Source organism: Chryseobacterium sp. FH1 (assembly GCF_000735135.1).
Classification (GTDB): domain Bacteria; phylum Bacteroidota; class Bacteroidia; order Flavobacteriales; family Weeksellaceae; genus Epilithonimonas.
In genome coordinates this window covers 1-18,363 of sequence record NZ_JPLZ01000005.1, presented here as the reverse complement: position 1 = coordinate 18,363, position 18,363 = coordinate 1, and the positions used below count along the sequence as shown (strand labels likewise).

Genomic DNA, 18,363 nt, shown 5'->3' with positions numbered 1-18,363 from the left:
GAAGAACTGTGTCTTGGCTCCTGATACCTTTACTCTGATTTTTTATTTTCTAAATCGTTTATTCTCTTGACTATGTCGGTAAAATTACGGAAATGTACGTAATTTCTTCTGTAATCGCTATAATTAATTGCTGGCGAACCATAAAGTGTCTCACCATCTTTCGCCGCGTGGTTCACGCCACTTTGCGCTTGGATCTTGACTTGATTACCAATTTTGATATGACCTACGATTCCAACTTGACCTCCAATCTGATTCCAGTCTCCAATAATAGTAGAACCTGCAATCCCAGCTTGAGCGGCAATCACATTGTTCTGACCAATCTTCACATTGTGAGCAATTTGAATCAAATTATCGATTTTAGTTCCTTTGCCGATGACCGTAGAACCGATGGTTGCACGGTCGATACTGCAATTTGAACCAATCTCAACATCATCTTCTATGATGACATTTCCTAGTTGTGGAATTTTTTTAAAACCTTCTGCCGTTGGCTGGAAACCAAATCCGTCACCACCAACAACCGTGTTGGAATGTATGACGCAATTATCACCTACGATACAATAATCATATATTCTTGCGCCACTATCAATTTTACAATTTTTTCCAATCTTCACACCTTTGCCTATGTAAACGTGTGGAAAAATCTGCGTGCCATCACCAACCGTTGCTTTCTCTGAAACATAAGTGAAGGCACCAATGTAAACATCTTCGCCAACTTTTGCAGTCTCGTGAAAGAAAGATCCAGCTTCGATGCCTGTTCTTCTACCCTGCATTTCCTGATAAAGATTCATCAGGATCTGAAAAGACAGATAAGCATCTTCCACCGCAATGATTACCGGTTTGTAATCTTTATTTTCTACAATTAAGCTTTCTGAAACAATTAGAACTGCGCATTCTGTATTCTCCAAAAATTCTAAAAATCTGGATTGTCCAATGAAAGACAAATGTCCCTTCTCTCCATTCTCAATAGGAGAAACGCCTGTGATGACCGCTTCGGGATTTCCGATGATTTTCCCGTTTATAAAATTTGCAATTTGTTGAGCAGTAAATTCCATAGTTTGCAAAGATAAATATTTTATTAATTAACCATTAATTTTTTATGACGAATCAAAAGCCGTTTTTACTTTAAATTAATTTCGACATTAATAAAAATAATGAATTATAAAATCTCTCTTGGAAAATAAATGATGTATTTCTTGGTCGCATTTTCCATACATCCAAACAAAATCTGATTTTCCGATTCTTCTAATTTGAATGTTTCACCCACTTTATTCATCAAATAAATCGGCTGTTTTTCAGTATCATAAGGCAAAAGCGTTCTGGAAATCTGGCCAACCAATTCTTCTGCATTATTGATATTAAAGTATTGATTGGTCTTATCAATTTTTTCTTGAATAAATTCTTCAGAAAATGGTTTTGATGAAATGATACTTTTCGGAAAATCTCTATAAATTACCACTTTGCAAAGCTTAGCTAAAATAAAATCAGGATTCTCCGTCCACTCTTTTATCGCCTGGAAAACATCCATATCATCGAGCATTGTGAATCTTCTGATGTCTTCTTCCGTGGCTTCATCAAATTTATTTTTAATCAAAAAATATTTTAGGTTTGATGGCGCATCCAATTCCAAATTTTGCGAGACCAAATATTTCGCCCTGTTGAGAATCTGAACCAAAACGTGTTCTGCCAACGCCGCTGTTTTGTGGTAATAAACCTGCCAATACATAAACATTCTGGCGGTCAAATAATTTTCGATGGAATAAATTCCTTTTGCATCGATGACCAATTTTTCGTTGCTCACGTTCATCATTGAAATGATTCTTTCCACATTCACGTCGCCTTCCGAAACGCCTGTATAGAAGCTGTCACGCTTCAAATAATCCATCCTATCAACATCTAATTGCGAGGAAATCAATTGGTTGAAAAACATTCTGTGGTATTTCCCTTGGAACATTTCAATCGCCAAATCTAATTTTCCATCAAACTCTTCATTCAATCTGGTCATCAACAAAATCGAAATCTTCTCGTGGTGCCAATCGTCCATCAACCTGTTTTCCAAGGCGTGGGAAAACGGACCGTGACCAATATCGTGCATCAAAATCGCCAACATTGCCGCTTCCTCTTCCTCTTTTGAAATCTTAATTCCTTTCAGCTTCAAAGTTTCCAATGCTTTGAACATCAGATTCATTGCACCAAGAGCGTGGTGAAATCTGGTATGTTTTGCGCCTGGAAAAATCAATGAAAGCAAGCCGGTTTGCGAAATGCGTCTTAGTCTTTGAAAATAAGGATGTTCTATGACGTCAAACAGAATCTCGTGTGGAATTTTGATAAAGCCGTGAACGGGGTCGTTGATAATTTTGAGTTTGTTCTGCACCGATTATAATTGATAAATGATTATTGATGAATGATACAAAAATAGGGAAATTTTGGTGGTTTATTTTATAAATTATCTTGGCTCAAAAAAATCTTATTACTAATGCCAAATTGATTTTTTGAATTTTTAAACATTTAAGAGCAAGCTAAATTTCATTATTTTTGTCAAAATATATTTAAATACTGATGAAAGATTTTTTAGAAAAACTTTACAATGAAAAAAACAAATTAAGTCTATTATTATTAGAAGCAAAATATCTTGCCGAAAAAAATGGAGATATAGAAATCGCAAATCATATCAATAAAGAAATTGAAGGTTATAAATCCACTGAAAGCCTTCCAGATTACAGAAAAATACTTGGTGAAATGGTTGCAGATGTAGATGATGTTTTTGGAAATCCTATCCACAGAGAATACCCAATGAACTTTTCAAAAATTTCAGAACAATTAGGCATAGATATAAATGAATCACCTGTTTTCGATAGTATTGCATTTCTAGAAAACTCATTAGAAACCTTAACAAGTAATTTTGGCTTAAAACCATTACATTCTAAGTTAGTTGAAATGATTAGTGACGGTTTTCACATAGCCTATCCACAACTTAACATCAAGAATTTATATCACAAAATCCCCACATCGAGCCTTAAATTTATCTTAACTAAGGTAAGGCAAGATTTAATTCAATCCTTCATACGTTTTGAAAAACAAAAAACAGAAGAAACAAAAATCATAACTACAGAAATCAAAAAATTCAAAAAAATTTTTATAACCTATGCGTGGACAGATGAGGAATTCAACTCTAAAGTAATTTCATTTGTGAATTTTCTTAGAGAAAAAGGGTTTGATGCTTTTATGGATAAGAAAGAGAGTCAAGAAGAAGCATCAATCAATTTTAATGAAATGATGATAAAAGGAATTGATAAAAGTGACAAAGTGATTGTAATTCTAAATGAAGTGTACAAAGAAAGAGCAGACAATTTTATTGGTGGAGTTGGAACTGAATTTAAAATTATTCTCGAGGATATGAAAACTTCCAAAAATAAATATATCTTCATATCATTTGGTAGTGAAAAATTTGACAAAATCACACCAACTGGAATTCTTGGAACTGAAATTATTGACTTAAAAAAAGACCAAGATGAAAATAATTTTAACATTTTATTCAGTAAAATAAAACAGGAAAACATTCTTAATTTTTCAAATATAAATGATGATGAAGTGGAGATTAAGAAAATTGAAATTAAACCATTTAAATTATAGTAATATAATGTTTGAATCACTAATTAGAAGCAACCGTCAACTTAAAGAATCAAACCAAAATCCGCAAACTCTTCGGCAAAACCTTGATAGAAATCGGAGATTTTATCTTTTTGAATTCGCCGTCGATGTGCCAATTTTTGGTATTGACTTCAAATTCCACTTCTGAAACGGGAAGATAAGAAACGTAATCGTCGTCCTTCAAACGTTTTGTGAACATTCGATAGGCAAAAAACGGAGAATAATAAAGCGGAAACTTCCTGACCAAAACCAAATCCACCAAACCATCACTTTTGCTCGCCATTGGCGCGATGTAGGCGTTGTTGCCAAACTGGCGCGTGTTGGCGACATTTACCATTAAGTAAGTTCCGTTATAGGATTGAAATTTGGAATCGAGAAAATTAATTGTGATTGGTTTGTAATTGAAAAAAGTCTCAATGGAAACTTTGATGTAATTTTTGAAACCGCGATTGGTCTTTTCAAATTCTTTCACCACTTTTCCGTCAAAACCAGTTCCTGAAACGTTGATGGAGAAATGTTCGTTCACCGTAAACGTATCGATTTCACGGAATTTCTCATTTTTAATTTTATCTAATAATAAGGAGATATTTTTGCTAAAATTCGTTTCGTTGGAAAATCCATTTCCCGAACCCGCTGGGAAAACTGCCAGAATTTTTTCTGAATTAATGAGCTTCTTTGCCACTGTAGAAATGGTTCCATCGCCACCAACTGCTACAAAAACGTCAACATCACTCCAATGTTCATCAATGAAAGCATCTGTATCTTCCAGCGACTTCGAAACAAGAAACAGAGGATTATCCACTTTTTTTGAAAGCTCGTCCAAAAAAGGTTGGTAGTTTTTCTTTGCGGAAAATGGGTTGATGATGAAGGCTACGTTCATAGGTTCAAAAGTAAAAATACTCTGAGGATTTCAGAGTATTTTGTTGAGTTATTTTATAAGGCATTTTAATTTTATGTGGCTTCGAGAACCTCAGCCTGACAATATATCAAACTTTTTCCTTAAAGGACATTATATCCTTTTATTATCAGCTTTCCAATGACTGATATTTTCTTTAATTTTCGAAGCGGACCAATCGTTTTCGCTTGCTTTGCTCATTAATTCAACCAAATCTTCGTCTTCTGAAAATCTGAGTGCAAAAATTTGAGAATCGGAAAATTGATAGGGTAAACTTTCAAGTCTCGTGCCTGTCAAAGTAAAATAGCGAAGTTTGAATTCATTAATGATAATTCTGTCCTGAAGTTCAACCGCGTAGTGTTGTCTCAACATATATGATATTAGAATTATCAAAATTGAAGCGAAAGAAATCACTGTCCAAATCCATACAAACTCCTCGTTGACATTGATGTTTTTCCATAATCTGTAAAGTGAAAAAATGAGCAAAATCAGAGAAGCCGGATAAACCACAAAATGATGCAACGGATAAAACTTGCGATAATTCTTAAGATTTTGGTTGCTCATTTTATTTGATTTTATATTGTGTGATGAACTCTGGTTTCAGCAGATTTTTGATTTCAGAAAAGTTGATGGTGATGTAAACCACGCCAGCTGCGTAAGCCGTAATCTCGTATTGATTGTAAACAAAAGTGATTTTTTTATCATCAAAATAGAAATTGTTATTCGGATAAATTTTGTCTTCCAAAAGCATTTCTTTCTGCTCAGGCTCATCAAAATGACTTTTCAAAATCTTGTCCCAAGCGACATCCTTTGGATTTTTGAGAATATCATTTTGGTTGATGACCAAATTTTTGTTCAAATCAAAAACCTTGTAACTTTCAAAATAATAGCCATGCGCACCACCAGAATATCCGCCTCCAGAATAAAGTAGGGTGAGGATATTGTCTCGGTTCGAAACAACTTTCATCCCAGAATTTTCATCCCAAGTTTGTTTGAAGTCTGGCGACCATTCTTTGGAATCTTCTTTGGTTTTCGTGAAACTTGCCTGCATCTGTCTTGTCAAATCAGCTTGCAAAGAATTTTTGTCATAAGCTTTAGATTCAACCAACGTTTCTTTGTAAATGCTATCAAGAATGACTTTATTTTTGATGGAAGGAAAAACCAACAATTGCTTGTTGAAAGCTGTAGTAAGATTCTTCGTTATGACAAGTGAATCCTCGACTCTCACAGAATCTACCACAAAGGAATTTTTAGTTTTCAAGCTATCAGAGTTAGGAGTTCCTGTTTCGGTTTTGACTTCAGTCTTGGTACACGAAGCAAGCAAAATTCCGATTGAGCAGATTGCGATTAAGTTTTTCATATTTAATATTTTTTGCATTAATGATAATTAAAATCTTTCGATTTCGAGGTAATTTAATTTTGAATCAATAACAAAAAACCTTCCAAAATTGGAAGGTTTCAATTACAACTTAAACGTCTATTCTTGCGTAGACTGCGTTCTTTTCTATAAATTCTCGTCTTGGTGGAACCTCATCGCCCATCAACATTGAGAACGTTGAATCTGCTTCTACTGCATTTTCAATCGTCACTTGTTTCAGGATTCTGTTTTCTGGGTTCAATGTTGTTTCCCAAAGTTGTTCAGGATTCATTTCCCCAAGACCTTTATAACGCTGAACCTCAACACCTTTTCCGTCCGGAGCCAATTCCAAAGTGAATTGTTCACGCTCTTTCTCATTGTAAGCATAGATTTTTTTATTTCCTTTTTTCAAAAGATACAAAGGCGGTTGCGCGATGTAGATGTATCCATTCTCAATCATCTCATTCATAAAACGGAAGAAGAATGTCAAAATCAAAGTCGAGATGTGAGAACCATCGATATCCGCATCGGTCATAATGACGATTTTGTGGTATCTTAATTTACTCATATTCAAAGCTTTGGAATCTTCCTCTGTTCCTACAGAAACACCAAGCGCTGTGTAGATATTTTTAATCTCCTCGTTGTCATAAACTTTGTGAAGCATTGATTTCTCAACATTCAAAATCTTACCTCTCAAAGGCAAAATCGCCTGGAAATGACGGTCACGACCTTGTTTCGCCGTTCCACCTGCGGAATCTCCCTCTACAAGGAACAATTCTGATTCAGCTGGGTCTTTGGAAGAACAATCGGACAATTTCCCTGGCAATCCAGAGCCACCCATTGGTGATTTTCTTTGAACCATTTCTCTCGCTTTCTTCGCTGCCTGCCTTGCCTTCGCCGCCAAAACAACTTTCTGAACGATGATTTTTGCTTCGTTTGGATTTTCCTCAAGGAAGTTTGTCAGCATTTCGCCAACAATTTTATCAACCGCACCAGAAACTTCGGAGTTACCTAATTTGGTTTTGGTCTGACCTTCGAACTGAGGTTCCATTACTTTTACAGAAACCACAGCAGTCAATCCTTCACGGAAATCGTCGCCTGTAATCTCCACTTTTTCTTTTGCAGGAATCCCCAGGTCATCCGCATATTTTTTAAGCGTTCTTGTCAAAGCTCTTCTAAAACCTGCCAAGTGCGTTCCACCTTCGTGTGTGTTGATATTATTAACATACGAGTGCAAATTCTCTGTAAATGACGTGTTGTAACGCATCGCCACTTCCACAGGAATCCCTTCTCTTTCGCTTTCCATAAAAATCACGTTCTCCATAATGGATTCGCGGTTTCCATCGATGTATTCTACGAATTCTCTAAGTCCACCTTCCGAATGGAAAATCTCTGACTGGAAACTTCCGTCTTCGTTTGGATGTCTCTCATCAATCAAAGTAATGGAAATTCCTTTGTTAAGGAAAGACAACTCTCTAAGTCTGTTCGCCAACGTATCGTAGTTGTACACCAATTCCTGGAAAATAGTTCCGTCCGGCTGGAAGAAAACCTCAGTTCCTCTTTCAGAAGTCGTTCCAATTTCGGCAACATCTGCCAATGCTTTTCCTTCAGAATATTTTTGCTGATACAGTTTTCCGTTACGGCTAACAGTTGCCACCAACAAAGTAGAAAGTGCATTCACACAAGAAACCCCAACCCCGTGAAGACCACCGGAAACTTTGTAAGAATCTTTATCGAATTTACCACCAGCTCCGATTTTGGTCATTACCACCTCGAGTGCAGATTTCTGTTCTTTTTCGTGGAAATCAACCGGAATCCCACGACCATTATCTTTTACAGAAATGCTTTCACCTTCGTGAATAGTCACTTTGATTGTGTCGCAATAGCCTGCCAGCGCCTCATCAATCGAGTTGTCCACTACTTCATAAACCAAATGGTGAAGACCTCTCACGCCAACGTCACCGATGTACATTGATGGTCTCAACCTCACGTGTTCCATTCCTTCCAGGGCCTGGATGCTACTCGCTGTATATTCTTTTTGACTCATATTTTTTATATTAAAGACATAAGACTCAATCTTCCAAATAGTTAGCTTGAGAATATTTCTTTTTAATTTGTTAAATTATTTTGTTAAAATGCTTACAAATATCGTGATTTTTTTCGAGATACGAAAGGATTAAATTGAGGTGGAAAGTATAAGTTTTTAACAGGGAAGCTTTAGATTTAAAATAAAAACCGAACTATAAAAGCTCGATTTTATTTTAATTATTTATTTCTTAGAATTAGCTTTATTAAAAATTATTTCTTTTTTTAAAGCATAAATCTTATCATAATTATATTCTCTATTTTTAAAAACAACATTTATTTTCAATCTATCTGGATAGATTAAAAACTCTATATTTTTAAAATCATTTTTATTCACAAAAATTTCAGATGTAACATTTTTCCCCTTTAATACATCATCATAAAGACTTATGAATTTAAAATCAGAAGAAAGAGAATCGGAATATGGAAAAATCTTCACTATCAATACATAAGTTTCTTTATCAAAATCGTAAGTCAAATGATGTTCTATTTTATTAATAAAAAAACTCAACTCAGACTTATTCTCTTGTTCTGTATTGAAAAATAAATCTTTCGGAAAAGTTAAATTTAATTTTTTTTCATCAAACTCGATATCACCTCTTGGAAGTACAAAATCATCCGTCAGCCTATCCAGACTTTGCGAAGAAATACTTCTGTAAAAAATATCCAAATTAACCCTCTCCCTCTTTTCATCATTATCAGCAATGTAAGTTTTATATGCAGAAAAACCACAGTCAGAATCCGGCATTTGCTTATTAATTTCTTTACATAAATCATCTAAACTTTTACCCGATTTTTCATATTCGTCTGAATTTATATTAATCTTGTTGACTTTATTAATATCATTAATGAATAATTTCAAGTTTGATTCATTTCTTTTCCTCTCACGTTCTAGCTCTTCTGTAGATACGGTAACAACACTTTCCCTTTTTTTTATTGGTTTAGGAATTTGTACAGAGTTAGCATTATTGATAAAATGTGCCAGTAAATCTGCATCCGAGATATTCAAAAAATATTTCATAAAAAAGAAATTAGTAAGATTGTCTTTTGGATTATATTTATTAAAATCCACAACATCGCTGCCCTTCCAAGTATCATTTGCCCTTGCAGGAACAATCGTAACCTCTCTTTGTCCAATTTTATCTTTTCCAGTGGTTTTTATTTCAAAACCAATATTAAGAAATTCATATTTTACATTATTAAAAAATATCAAGTCCAAAGATTTAAATCCACCGCCTTTCCCTTGTGAAAATTGAAGATTTTGGAAATAAATACTTTCATTATGAAGCCTCATATTATCCATAAGGAAATTGTAATCTTTTGGCAGACTACGATACTCCCCTTGTTGCATAAATATGTTTCTAACAGATTGCCTAAATTGACAATACACAACAATGGAAAATAATGTAAAGAAGGAAATACAGATCTTTTTCATTAGCTTTTTTTATCAATTAAGAGTATTTATTTTTCTGAAACAAATACATTAAAATTAAAATGTTGGAGTTTTCAAACAATAATACAATCGAATTAAAATAGCTCGATTTTTACAATTAACTTATTTAAGAATAATATTTACTCACCCAAAAACTCATCCACTTTCTGCGCACATTTCCTTCCTTCAGCAATCGCCCAAACCACCAAACTCTGCCCTTTTCTCGCATCGCCACAAGAGAAATATTTTGTCTGATTGGTTTTAAATTCCTTATCATTTCCGATGAGATTTCCCTTCGGGTCGAGGTTGATATCCAAATCTTCCACCAAACCCTTGTGCTCAACGTGTGTGTAACCCAACGCAATGAAAGCCAAATCGCAATCGATGACAAATTCTGAATTTGGTTTTTCTGTGTACAGATTCCATTTTCCGTCGGCATCTTTTGTCCATTCTGCTTCTACGAGGCGGATTCCGGTCAGATTTCCGTTTTCATCCTTCACAAACTCTTTGGAATTGACAGACCATTTCCTGTCAACGCCTTCCTCGTGAGACGACGTGATATGCAAAGTCATCGGCATTTTCGGCCAAGGCATCGTTTCGTCGCGCTCGGTTGGTTGCATCGGTTTGTAATAGATTTGATATACGACTTCCGCACCCTGACGATTTGAAGTGCCAATACAGTCTGAACCCGTATCGCCACCGCCAATCACGACGACTTTCTTCCCTTTTGCATCAATATCGTTTTCATTAAATGAAATTCCACTGACTTTTTTATTGCTTTGAGAAAGATAATCCATCGCGAAATGAACGCCTTTTGCATCACGATTCGGAATCATCAATTCTCTCGGAACTGTACTTCCCAAGGCCAGAACCACCGCATCAAAATTCCGATTGAGTTCTTCCACAGAATAATTGACACCGACATTGACATTCGTTTTAAATTCAATCCCCTCTTCCTTCATCCACTGAACTCTGCGTTCGACGATGTTTTTATCCAGTTTAAAATCCGGGATTCCAAACCTCAATAAGCCACCAATTTCGGGGTCACGTTCAAAAACCGTGACTTGATGTCCCATTTGATTTAATTGATATGCAGACGCCAAACCTGCTGGTCCAGAACCGACTACTGCCACTTTTTTCTCCGTTCTGAATTTTGGAATAATTGGTTTAGCAAAACTTTTTTCGAAAGCAATCTCAATGATATTTTTTTCAACTTCTTCTATCGCAACCGGCAAACTGTTAATTCCCAAAACACAAGCGCCTTCGCAAGGTGCAGGGCAAATTCTACCTGTAAACTCGGGGAAATTGTTGGTTGAAATCAATAATTGATAAGCCTTTTCCCATTGCTCCTTGTAAACCGCTTCATTGAATTCCGGAATCATATTCCCAAGCGGACAGCCACTTTGGCAAAACGGAACGCCACAACTCATACACCGCGACGATTGTTTGTGAAGATAATCTTCGGAAATCGGTTTGTAAAATTCTTTGTAATGCTGAATCCTTTCTTCCACAGGAAGTTTCTTCGGCAACTCTCTATCATATAATAAAAATCCGTCTGCTTTTCCCATTATTTCAATTCATTTATTTTATTTTCAATCGCTTTTTTGTAGTCACGAGGATAGACTTTGATAATGTGTTTTAAATTATTTTCGAAATCACTTAATAAATATGAAGCCAGTTCACTATTCGTCATTTCGAAATGTTCTTTAATCAAATCATTAATAATTAATTTATCGTCTTCCGTAATCTCTTCCAGGTTTGCCATATCAGGATTGAAATTCTCTTCCAAAGACCGTTCAATATCCCAAACGTAGGCAATTCCACCACTCATGCCCGCTCCGAAATTCCTTCCGACACCACCAAGAATCAACACCGTTCCGCCAGTCATATATTCGCAACCGTGGTCGCCGACGCCTTCTACAACTGCAGTTGCACCGGAATTCCGAACTGCAAAACGCTCGCCTGCTATTCCAGAAACAAAGATTTTCCCCGAAGTTGCGCCGTATAAAGCGACATTTCCGATGATGCTATTTTCGTGCGCTTTGATGACAGATTCCTTATCGTGATAAACTGCCAGTTTAGCTCCTGAAAGTCCTTTTCCGAAATAATCGTTAGCATCACCTTCCAGAATCATCGTAATTCCTTTGTTGCAAAACGCGCCAAAACTTTGTCCGGCCGTTCCTTTAAAATTGAATTTCAGAGAATCATCTAACATTCCTTCTGAATGATATTTTTTAGTCAATTCGTGAGAGAGAATTGTCCCGACCGTTCTGTCCGTATTTTTAATTTGAAAATAAGCTTCAGCATTCCCATTTTCTTCAATAGCCAACTTCGAAGCTTCCAACATTTTCCAGGATAGCGAATCATCGATGCCGTGGTCTTGATTTTCATTTTTAATGATTGATAAATCGGTTTCTGGTTTGAAGAGAATCGGACTTAAGTCAATATTTTTATGCTTCCAGAATGAGATATCTTTTTTCGTGGTCAAACATTGTGATTGTCCTACCATTTCATCAATCGTTCTAAATCCTAAACTCGCCATTATTTCTCTAACCTCCATCGCCAGAAAAGTGAAATAACTCACCAAATGTTCTGCTTTTCCTTTGAACTTTTTCCTAAGTTCCTCATTCTGAGTTGCTATTCCGACCGGACAAGTATTGAGATGACATTTTCTCATCAGAATACAACCTTCAACAATCAACGCAGACGTGGAAATTCCCCATTCTTCCGCGCCAAGCAAAGTGGCAATTACGATATCGCGTCCGGTTTTTACCTGACCGTCAACCTGTACAGTCACGCGCTGGCGAAGTTTATTTTTAATTAATGTTTGCTGTGTTTCCGCCAATCCCAATTCCCAAGGCAAACCTGTGTGCCTTGTTGAACTCAAAGGAGAAGCGCCGGTTCCGCCGTCATAACCTGAAATCAGAATATGGTCGGCTTTCGCTTTTGCAACGCCGGAAGCAATCGTTCCGACGCCGGCTTTTGAAACCAATTTGACTGAAATTCTTGCGTGGCGATTGGCATTTTTCAAATCAAATATCAACTGCGCCAAATCCTCAATAGAATAAATATCGTGATGCGGTGGTGGCGAAATCAAACCAACGCCCGGCGTGGAATGTCTGGTTTTTCCAATCCATTCATCCACTTTGAATCCTGGTAATTGCCCGCCTTCGCCTGGTTTTGCACCTTGTGCCATTTTGATTTGAATCTCTTCTGCTTCCGCTAAATATCTCGCCGTCACTCCAAATCTTCCAGACGCAACCTGCTTAATTGCCGAACGCATATCATCTCCATTTTCATTAATGGTATAACGATTTTCATCTTCGCCACCTTCGCCCGTATTGCTTTTTGCGCCGATTCTATTCATCGCAATCGCGAGTGTTGTGTGCGCTTCCCACGAAATTGAACCGAAAGACATTGCACCAGTTGCAAAACGTTTCAGAATATTTTCCAAAGACTCAACTTCATCAATCGAAATCGCTTCTCGGTCATTTTTAAAATCCATCAAACCTCTTAATAAAGAAGCTTTCTCGGATAATTGATTGACCGTTCTTGAATATTTTTTAAACAAATCATAACGGTCTTTCCACGTCGCCTGTTGCAAAAGATGGACAGATTGTGGATTGAATTGATGGTATTCATTTTCCGGTTTCCATTGATAGATTCCGCCTGGTTCCAATACTTTTTGCGGAAGTTTTGTTCCGAACGCATTGAAATGTTTAACTAAAGCTTCTTTGGCAATTTCATCAAAGCCAACGCCGTTGATTCTGGAAATCGCTCCTGTAAAACAAGTATTGACAACCGCTTTATCAATTCCAATGATCTCGAAAATCTGTGCACCGTGATAAGATTGTAACGTAGAAATCCCCATTTTGGAAAATATCTTCAACAATCCATCGCCGACTGCTTTTTTGTAATTGTATTTTAATTGGTCAAGGTCAGCTTCTTCACCAAATTCATTCTTATGAAACATTTCTCTGATGCTTGCCAGAGCCAAATAAGGATTGATAGCCGTAGCGCCAAATCCCAGCAAAGACGCAAAATGATGAACTTCCCAAACATCGCCAGCTTCCATCACCAAACCTACTTTTCTGCGAACACCTTTTCGAATCAAATGGTGATGAACAGCCGAACAAGCCAATAGTGAAGGAATAGTTGCGTGACCTGAATCCATCGAACGGTCGGAAAGCACAATCACCTCGAAACCGTCATCCACCGCATCTGTTGCGTAACGGCAAATCCTGTCAATTGCTTTTCTAAGATTTCCATCTTTTCCGTCGGCTTTGAAATAAGTGTAAATTGTCTTAGACTGAAATTTCCCCGTATCAACACTTCGAAGTTTTTCTAATTGTTCATTATTAAGAATCGGATTATCAAGTTTGATGGAGTGAGCAAAATTTTTATCCTCTTGCAAAAGATTACCGCTTCCGCCAATAATTGTTGTGAGTGACATTACCAATTTTTCACGAATTGGGTCGATTGGTGGATTTGTAACCTGGGCGAATAATTGTTTGAAATAAGAACTTAAATGTTGTGGTTTCTCACTAAGAACAGCCAACGGCGCATCGAAACCCATAGAACCAATCGGTTCTTTTCCGAGTTCCGCCATTTCTTTGATAATGACATCCAAATCTTCTCTGGAATACCCAAACGCTTTTTGATATTTGAAAATATCCTCGGACTGTAATTTGTTGAAACGGATTTTCGGACTTGGTAATTCGTTGATATTGATATTCATTTTATCCAACCAATCTCGGTACGGTTGTGAAGTACAAATCTCTTTCTTCAGTTCTTCATCGCTGATGATTTCGCCCTTTTTCATATCCACCAAGAACATTTTTCCAGGTTGAAGACGACCTCGCTTGATGACTTTTTGTGGGTCAACCGGCAAAGCACCAGATTCAGATGCCATAATCACGCGGTCATCCGAAGTTACGCAATACCTCGAAGGGCGAAGTCCATTTCTATCAAGCGTTGCACCGATGATATCGCCATCGGTAAATGATATGGAAGCCGGACCATCCCAAGGTTCCATCATACAGGCGTGGAATTCGTAAAAATCTTTTTTGTAAGAATCCATCTGGTCGTGACCATCCCAAGCTTCGGGAATCAACATCATCATCGTATGTGGAAGAGATCGACCTGAATGATAAAGCAACTCGACCATATTGTCCAGATAAGAGGAGTCGGATTGTCCTGGTTTTGTGATCGGCAAGATCATGTCCATTTCCTGCGCTGTGAAATTGGGACTTTCAAATGTTTTTTCGGATGACCGAAGCCAATTGAGGTTTCCGCCAATTGTATTGATCTCGCCATTATGCGCTAAAAATCGGAAAGGTTGCGCCAAACTCCACGTTGGATTTGTGTTTGTGGCAAAACGGGAATGCACCATTCCAAAAGCGGAACGAAGTCTCGGATCCGTGAGATCTTTGAAATAATTTCGGATCTGAACAGAACGCAATTGTCCTTTGTATATTAGTTTTTTGCACGAGAATGAGGCGACGTAGAAACCAATGGGATCATTGCTGGTCACACTCATAATCTGATGTGAAATATAATTTTTGAAAACAAAGAGCTTTCTTTCAAGGTCTTTTTCAGTTTCCGTATCGTAAGGACGTTCGACAAAAAGCATCTCCATTACAGGCTCTACGCTTTTTGCCAGGTCACCAAGATCCAAATTGTTGACAGGAACCGGACGATAACCTAAGATTTTAATCCCTAACTTCTCAGCAGATTGCTCAATGATCTCTTTACATTCTTGTCTGATGAAATTGTTCTGAGGAAAGAAAAGCATTCCAAGTCCGTAATGTCCCGGCTCTGGAAGGTCGATTCCGTAATTGAGTGCTTCATCGTAGAGTAACTCGTGCGGAATTTGAATTTGAATTCCTGCGCCGTCTCCAGTATTGCTTTCGTAGCCGGTCGCACCACGATGCTCCATATTTTCGAGCATTGTAATGGCGTCGCTTACGATCTTGAAACTTTTGACACCTTTAATATTAGCAACAAAACCGACGCCGCAGGAATCGAATTCTGTTTCGGGTAAATAAAGTCCTTGGTTTTTTGGATTTGAATTTTGAGAAATTTCCTTGGCTCTTTTCATCTTCATTTTTTTTGTATATAACCAAATTTAATGAAAAAAGAAAGAAAAATGATTTTAAATTACAATTCAACAATTATATAAAACATAATTAGAATTAAAATCAATAAAATAATATAATTTTTACCAATAATTTACATTAAATTAATACTAGGTGATTATCTGTTAAAATTAAATTAATATTGAAAATATTTAAATAACTGAAGATGAATGCGTTAATTAAAAAGCATTCATTTTAATTAGAATATCTTCTAGAGAAACTCTTTAAAATGATGATAATTTTTGAGAATGAACTTAATTAAGACATACCCTATAAAAATATGAGGTATAAATTTAAAAATTCAGTTTATCATAAAATTCCTATAACTTTTACGTGGTAGAAATTAAAAAAAACTAAAAATTAAAACAGAGTACAAAAATGGTGTAGAAATTAACAAAATGCTAATTCAATATACATATCATCAAATTGATATTAAATCAATAAAAAACCCCACTTTTACAAGCAGGGTCATTAATATTTTTAGGAAATCATTAAACTAATTTCATCCACAAAACCTCATCAATCTTATCAACTTTTACCAAATTATTTTTAGTTAAAGTTTTCGATGCTTTGTCCCATTTCTTTCCGGACAATTGAGAACGATTTTTAACTTCATTAAGTTCTAAAGGTTCTTCCTGAGAATTAAGGATTTCCAGAATTACTTTTTCATCTTCTCCTAACTCTACTTTTGGAACCACTTTCTCTGGTCTCATTTGTGGGAAGAAAAGAACTTCCTGAATGGATGGATTATTGGTCAGGAACATGATCAATCTGTCCATTCCGATTCCTAATCCAGATGTTGGTGGCATCCCGTACTCCAAAGCTCTTAGGAAATCTTCGTCGATGAAACCTGTTGCCTCGTCATCACCTTTTTCGGCTAATTTCAATTGTTCTTCGAAACGTTCTCTCTGGTCAATCGGGTCATTAAGCTCAGAATAAGCATTCGCAATCTCTTTACCGCAAACCATCAATTCGAAACGCTCGGTCAAACCTTCTTGTGTTCTATGTTTTTTGGTCAAAGGCGACATTTCCACAGGATAATCTGTAATAAAAGTTGGTTGGATGAAGTTTCCTTCGCATTTCTCTCCGAAGATCTCGTCGATCAATTTTCCTTTACCCATTGTTTCATTCACATCGATTCCGATAGATCTGGCGAAATCAAATAATTCCTGCTCAGATTTTCCAGTGATGTCGAAACCTGTATATTTCAAGATGGCTTCCGTCATAGAAACTCTTGGATAAGGTGCTTTCCAGCTGATGGTGTGTTCTCCGAAAGTGGATTCCGAAGCACCATTCACAGAAGTTGCGCAGAACTCCAGCAATTTCTCGGTGAAATCCATCATCCAATTGTAATCTTTGTACGCCACATAGATTTCCATTGCGGTAAATTCAGGATTGTGGGTTCTGTCCATTCCTTCATTTCTGAAGTTTTTCGAGAATTCATAAACACCGTCAAATCCACCAACTATCAATCTTTTCAAATATAATTCGTTCGCAATTCTAAGATATAATGGAATATCCAAAGCGTTGTGATGCGTGATAAAAGGTCTTGCCGCAGCGCCACCCGGAATCGATTGAAGAATTGGCGTTTCTACCTCGAAATAACCAGCATCATTGAAGAAAGTTCTCATTGCATTGAACAATTTTGTTCTTTTCACGAAGATTTCTTTCACTTGAGGATTTACAATCAAATCGACATAACGCTGTCTGTAACGCAATTCAGCATCGTTGAACGCATCGTGCACCACTCCATTTTCGTCAGTTCTTGGCTGCGGAAGCGGGCGAAGTGTTTTGGTCAAGATTTGAAAATTGGTTACCTTCACGGTCATCTCGCCAACTTGCGTGTTGAACAATTCACCTTCCACGCCGATGATGTCGCCGATGTCTAGAAGATGCTTGTACACTTCGTTGTATAAAGTCTTGTCTTCACCAGTACAAATCTCGTCTCGGTTAAAATAAACCTGGATCTTACCTTCAGAATCCTGCAATTCTGCAAAACTTGCCTTCCCCTGAATTCTTCTGGACATCAACCTTCCAGCAATCACCACCCTCTTCCCTTCTTGGAAATCCTGTTTTATAGACTTCGTGGAATCGGTGATTTTGTATTCAGCGGCCGGGAATGCATCGATTCCCAGGTCGGTCAGTTTTTGCAATTTTTCGCGACGGATAATTTCCTGTTCTGATAATGACATTTTAATTCAATTTTTTGGAATTGCAAAAATAGTGATTTTAAAATGTTTATGGAAGTTAAATTTTTTGCTGTGAATTTGAACGCAAAGCACGCTAAGTTTTTTGAAATTATTGAAAATATTTTGGGTTCACAAAGGCTTTTCACTCAGAGAAGATTTTAAAAGTCTCTAAGATTTAGCTAATTTTACAGATTTACTTTAAAACATATTATTTGTCATTCTGTAGAATCTAGACCGCTGATATTGACTTCGTTACCACTTCTCTAGGTTTCCTATGGAATGACAAATCGTGTAATTTATTGTAACATTCGATTATATGTTGAATCTTCAGCCCGACTTGATTTCTATGGACAAACCAAATTATTTTGGTAGTTTTTCTCGTAATTTCTGCCGGAGTTCACCACTGCAAAAATACGGTGAATGATTTTGTTGCGTATATTGTTCAAAACCAACATCTTATTTTTTCCTTCAGACACTTTTCTCAAGTAATAGCTCCGCAAGTCATTCTCAGACCGTATCACACTCATCGAGGCAAGATGTAGAACACTTTTCAGAGATCTATCGCTGAACATCGATACTCGTGGCCTAAACCGTATCGAACTGCCTGACTGATGGTCAAA

12 protein-coding genes are annotated in these 18,363 nt (G+C 36.7%); 1 reads left to right on the top strand and 11 read right to left on the bottom strand.

The window, feature by feature from the left end; genetic code table 11:
- Positions 1-29: 29 nt before the first annotated feature.
- A complete protein-coding gene (lpxD, locus tag IO90_RS05825; protein WP_034964944.1) occupies positions 30-1,052 on the bottom strand; it encodes a UDP-3-O-(3-hydroxymyristoyl)glucosamine N-acyltransferase in 1,023 nt (340 codons plus the stop codon).
- Positions 1,053-1,156: 104 nt separating this feature from the next.
- Complete coding sequence (locus tag IO90_RS05820; RefSeq protein WP_034964943.1) at positions 1,157-2,371, bottom strand: HD domain-containing protein; 1,215 nt, start codon at positions 2,369-2,371, stop codon at positions 1,157-1,159.
- A 185-nt stretch (positions 2,372-2,556) separates the two neighbouring features.
- Here IO90_RS05820 and IO90_RS05815 point away from each other — a divergent pair, with 185 nt between their 5' ends.
- Positions 2,557-3,630 carry an SEFIR domain-containing protein gene (locus tag IO90_RS05815; protein WP_034964941.1) on the top strand — a complete coding sequence of 358 codons (1,074 nt, stop codon included), beginning with the start codon at positions 2,557-2,559 and terminating at the stop codon, positions 3,628-3,630.
- A 49-nt stretch (positions 3,631-3,679) separates the two neighbouring features.
- On the opposite strand, the gene IO90_RS05810 is transcribed toward IO90_RS05815, so the two are convergent.
- The 9 genes from IO90_RS05810 to IO90_RS18585 all read right to left on the bottom strand — a co-directional run.
- On the bottom strand, positions 3,680-4,528 hold the full coding sequence (locus IO90_RS05810; protein ID WP_034964940.1) for a diacylglycerol/lipid kinase family protein: 849 nt from the start codon (positions 4,526-4,528) through the stop codon (positions 3,680-3,682).
- Between the two features lie 129 nt (positions 4,529-4,657).
- A complete protein-coding gene (locus tag IO90_RS05805) occupies positions 4,658-5,107 on the bottom strand; it encodes a DUF6526 family protein (RefSeq protein WP_034964938.1) in 450 nt (149 codons plus the stop codon).
- A gap of 1 nt (position 5,108) precedes the next feature.
- A complete protein-coding gene (locus IO90_RS05800) occupies positions 5,109-5,903 on the bottom strand; it encodes an RsiV family protein (RefSeq protein ID WP_034964937.1) in 795 nt (264 codons plus the stop codon).
- 109 nt (positions 5,904-6,012) lie between these two features.
- Positions 6,013-7,947, bottom strand: a complete 1,935-nt coding sequence (gene gyrB, locus IO90_RS05795) for a DNA topoisomerase (ATP-hydrolyzing) subunit B (RefSeq protein WP_034964935.1) — start codon at positions 7,945-7,947, stop codon at positions 6,013-6,015.
- Positions 7,948-8,169: 222 nt separating this feature from the next.
- Positions 8,170-9,336, bottom strand: a complete 1,167-nt coding sequence (locus tag IO90_RS05790) for a hypothetical protein (RefSeq protein WP_131450831.1) — start codon at positions 9,334-9,336, stop codon at positions 8,170-8,172.
- A gap of 221 nt (positions 9,337-9,557) precedes the next feature.
- Positions 9,558-10,985 carry a glutamate synthase subunit beta gene (locus IO90_RS05785; RefSeq protein ID WP_034964930.1) on the bottom strand — a complete coding sequence of 476 codons (1,428 nt, stop codon included), beginning with the start codon at positions 10,983-10,985 and terminating at the stop codon, positions 9,558-9,560.
- Positions 10,985-15,517 carry a glutamate synthase large subunit gene (gene gltB / locus IO90_RS05780; RefSeq protein WP_051878383.1) on the bottom strand — a complete coding sequence of 1,511 codons (4,533 nt, stop codon included), beginning with the start codon at positions 15,515-15,517 and terminating at the stop codon, positions 10,985-10,987. Before gltB ends, IO90_RS05785 begins: the two co-directional genes overlap by 1 nt.
- A gap of 528 nt (positions 15,518-16,045) precedes the next feature.
- Entirely contained in the window at positions 16,046-17,746 is a 1,701-nt protein-coding gene (gene lysS, locus IO90_RS05775; RefSeq protein WP_034964929.1) for a lysine--tRNA ligase, read from the bottom strand.
- A gap of 341 nt (positions 17,747-18,087) precedes the next feature.
- The coding region (locus tag IO90_RS18585; RefSeq protein ID WP_034965284.1) for a transposase at positions 18,088-18,363 on the bottom strand (276 nt) is incomplete at its 5' end.

Coding starts and splice junctions, on each gene's coding strand:
- lpxD (WP_034964944.1), bottom strand. CDS start 1,052: ATGGAATTTACTGCTCAACAAATTGCAAATTTTATAAACGGGAAAATC.
- IO90_RS05815 (WP_034964941.1), top strand. CDS start 2,557: ATGAAAGATTTTTTAGAAAAACTTTACAATGAAAAAAACAAATTAAGT.
- IO90_RS05810 (WP_034964940.1), bottom strand. CDS start 4,528: ATGAACGTAGCCTTCATCATCAACCCATTTTCCGCAAAGAAAAACTAC.
- IO90_RS05805 (WP_034964938.1), bottom strand. CDS start 5,107: ATGAGCAACCAAAATCTTAAGAATTATCGCAAGTTTTATCCGTTGCAT.
- IO90_RS05800 (WP_034964937.1), bottom strand. CDS start 5,903: ATGAAAAACTTAATCGCAATCTGCTCAATCGGAATTTTGCTTGCTTCG.
- gyrB (WP_034964935.1), bottom strand. CDS start 7,947: ATGAGTCAAAAAGAATATACAGCGAGTAGCATCCAGGCCCTGGAAGGA.
- IO90_RS05790 (WP_131450831.1), bottom strand. CDS start 9,336: ATGCAACAAGGGGAGTATCGTAGTCTGCCAAAAGATTACAATTTCCTT.
- IO90_RS05785 (WP_034964930.1), bottom strand. CDS start 10,985: ATGGGAAAAGCAGACGGATTTTTATTATATGATAGAGAGTTGCCGAAG.
- gltB (WP_051878383.1), bottom strand. CDS start 15,517: ATGAAAAGAGCCAAGGAAATTTCTCAAAATTCAAATCCAAAAAACCAA.
- lysS (WP_034964929.1), bottom strand. CDS start 17,746: ATGTCATTATCAGAACAGGAAATTATCCGTCGCGAAAAATTGCAAAAA.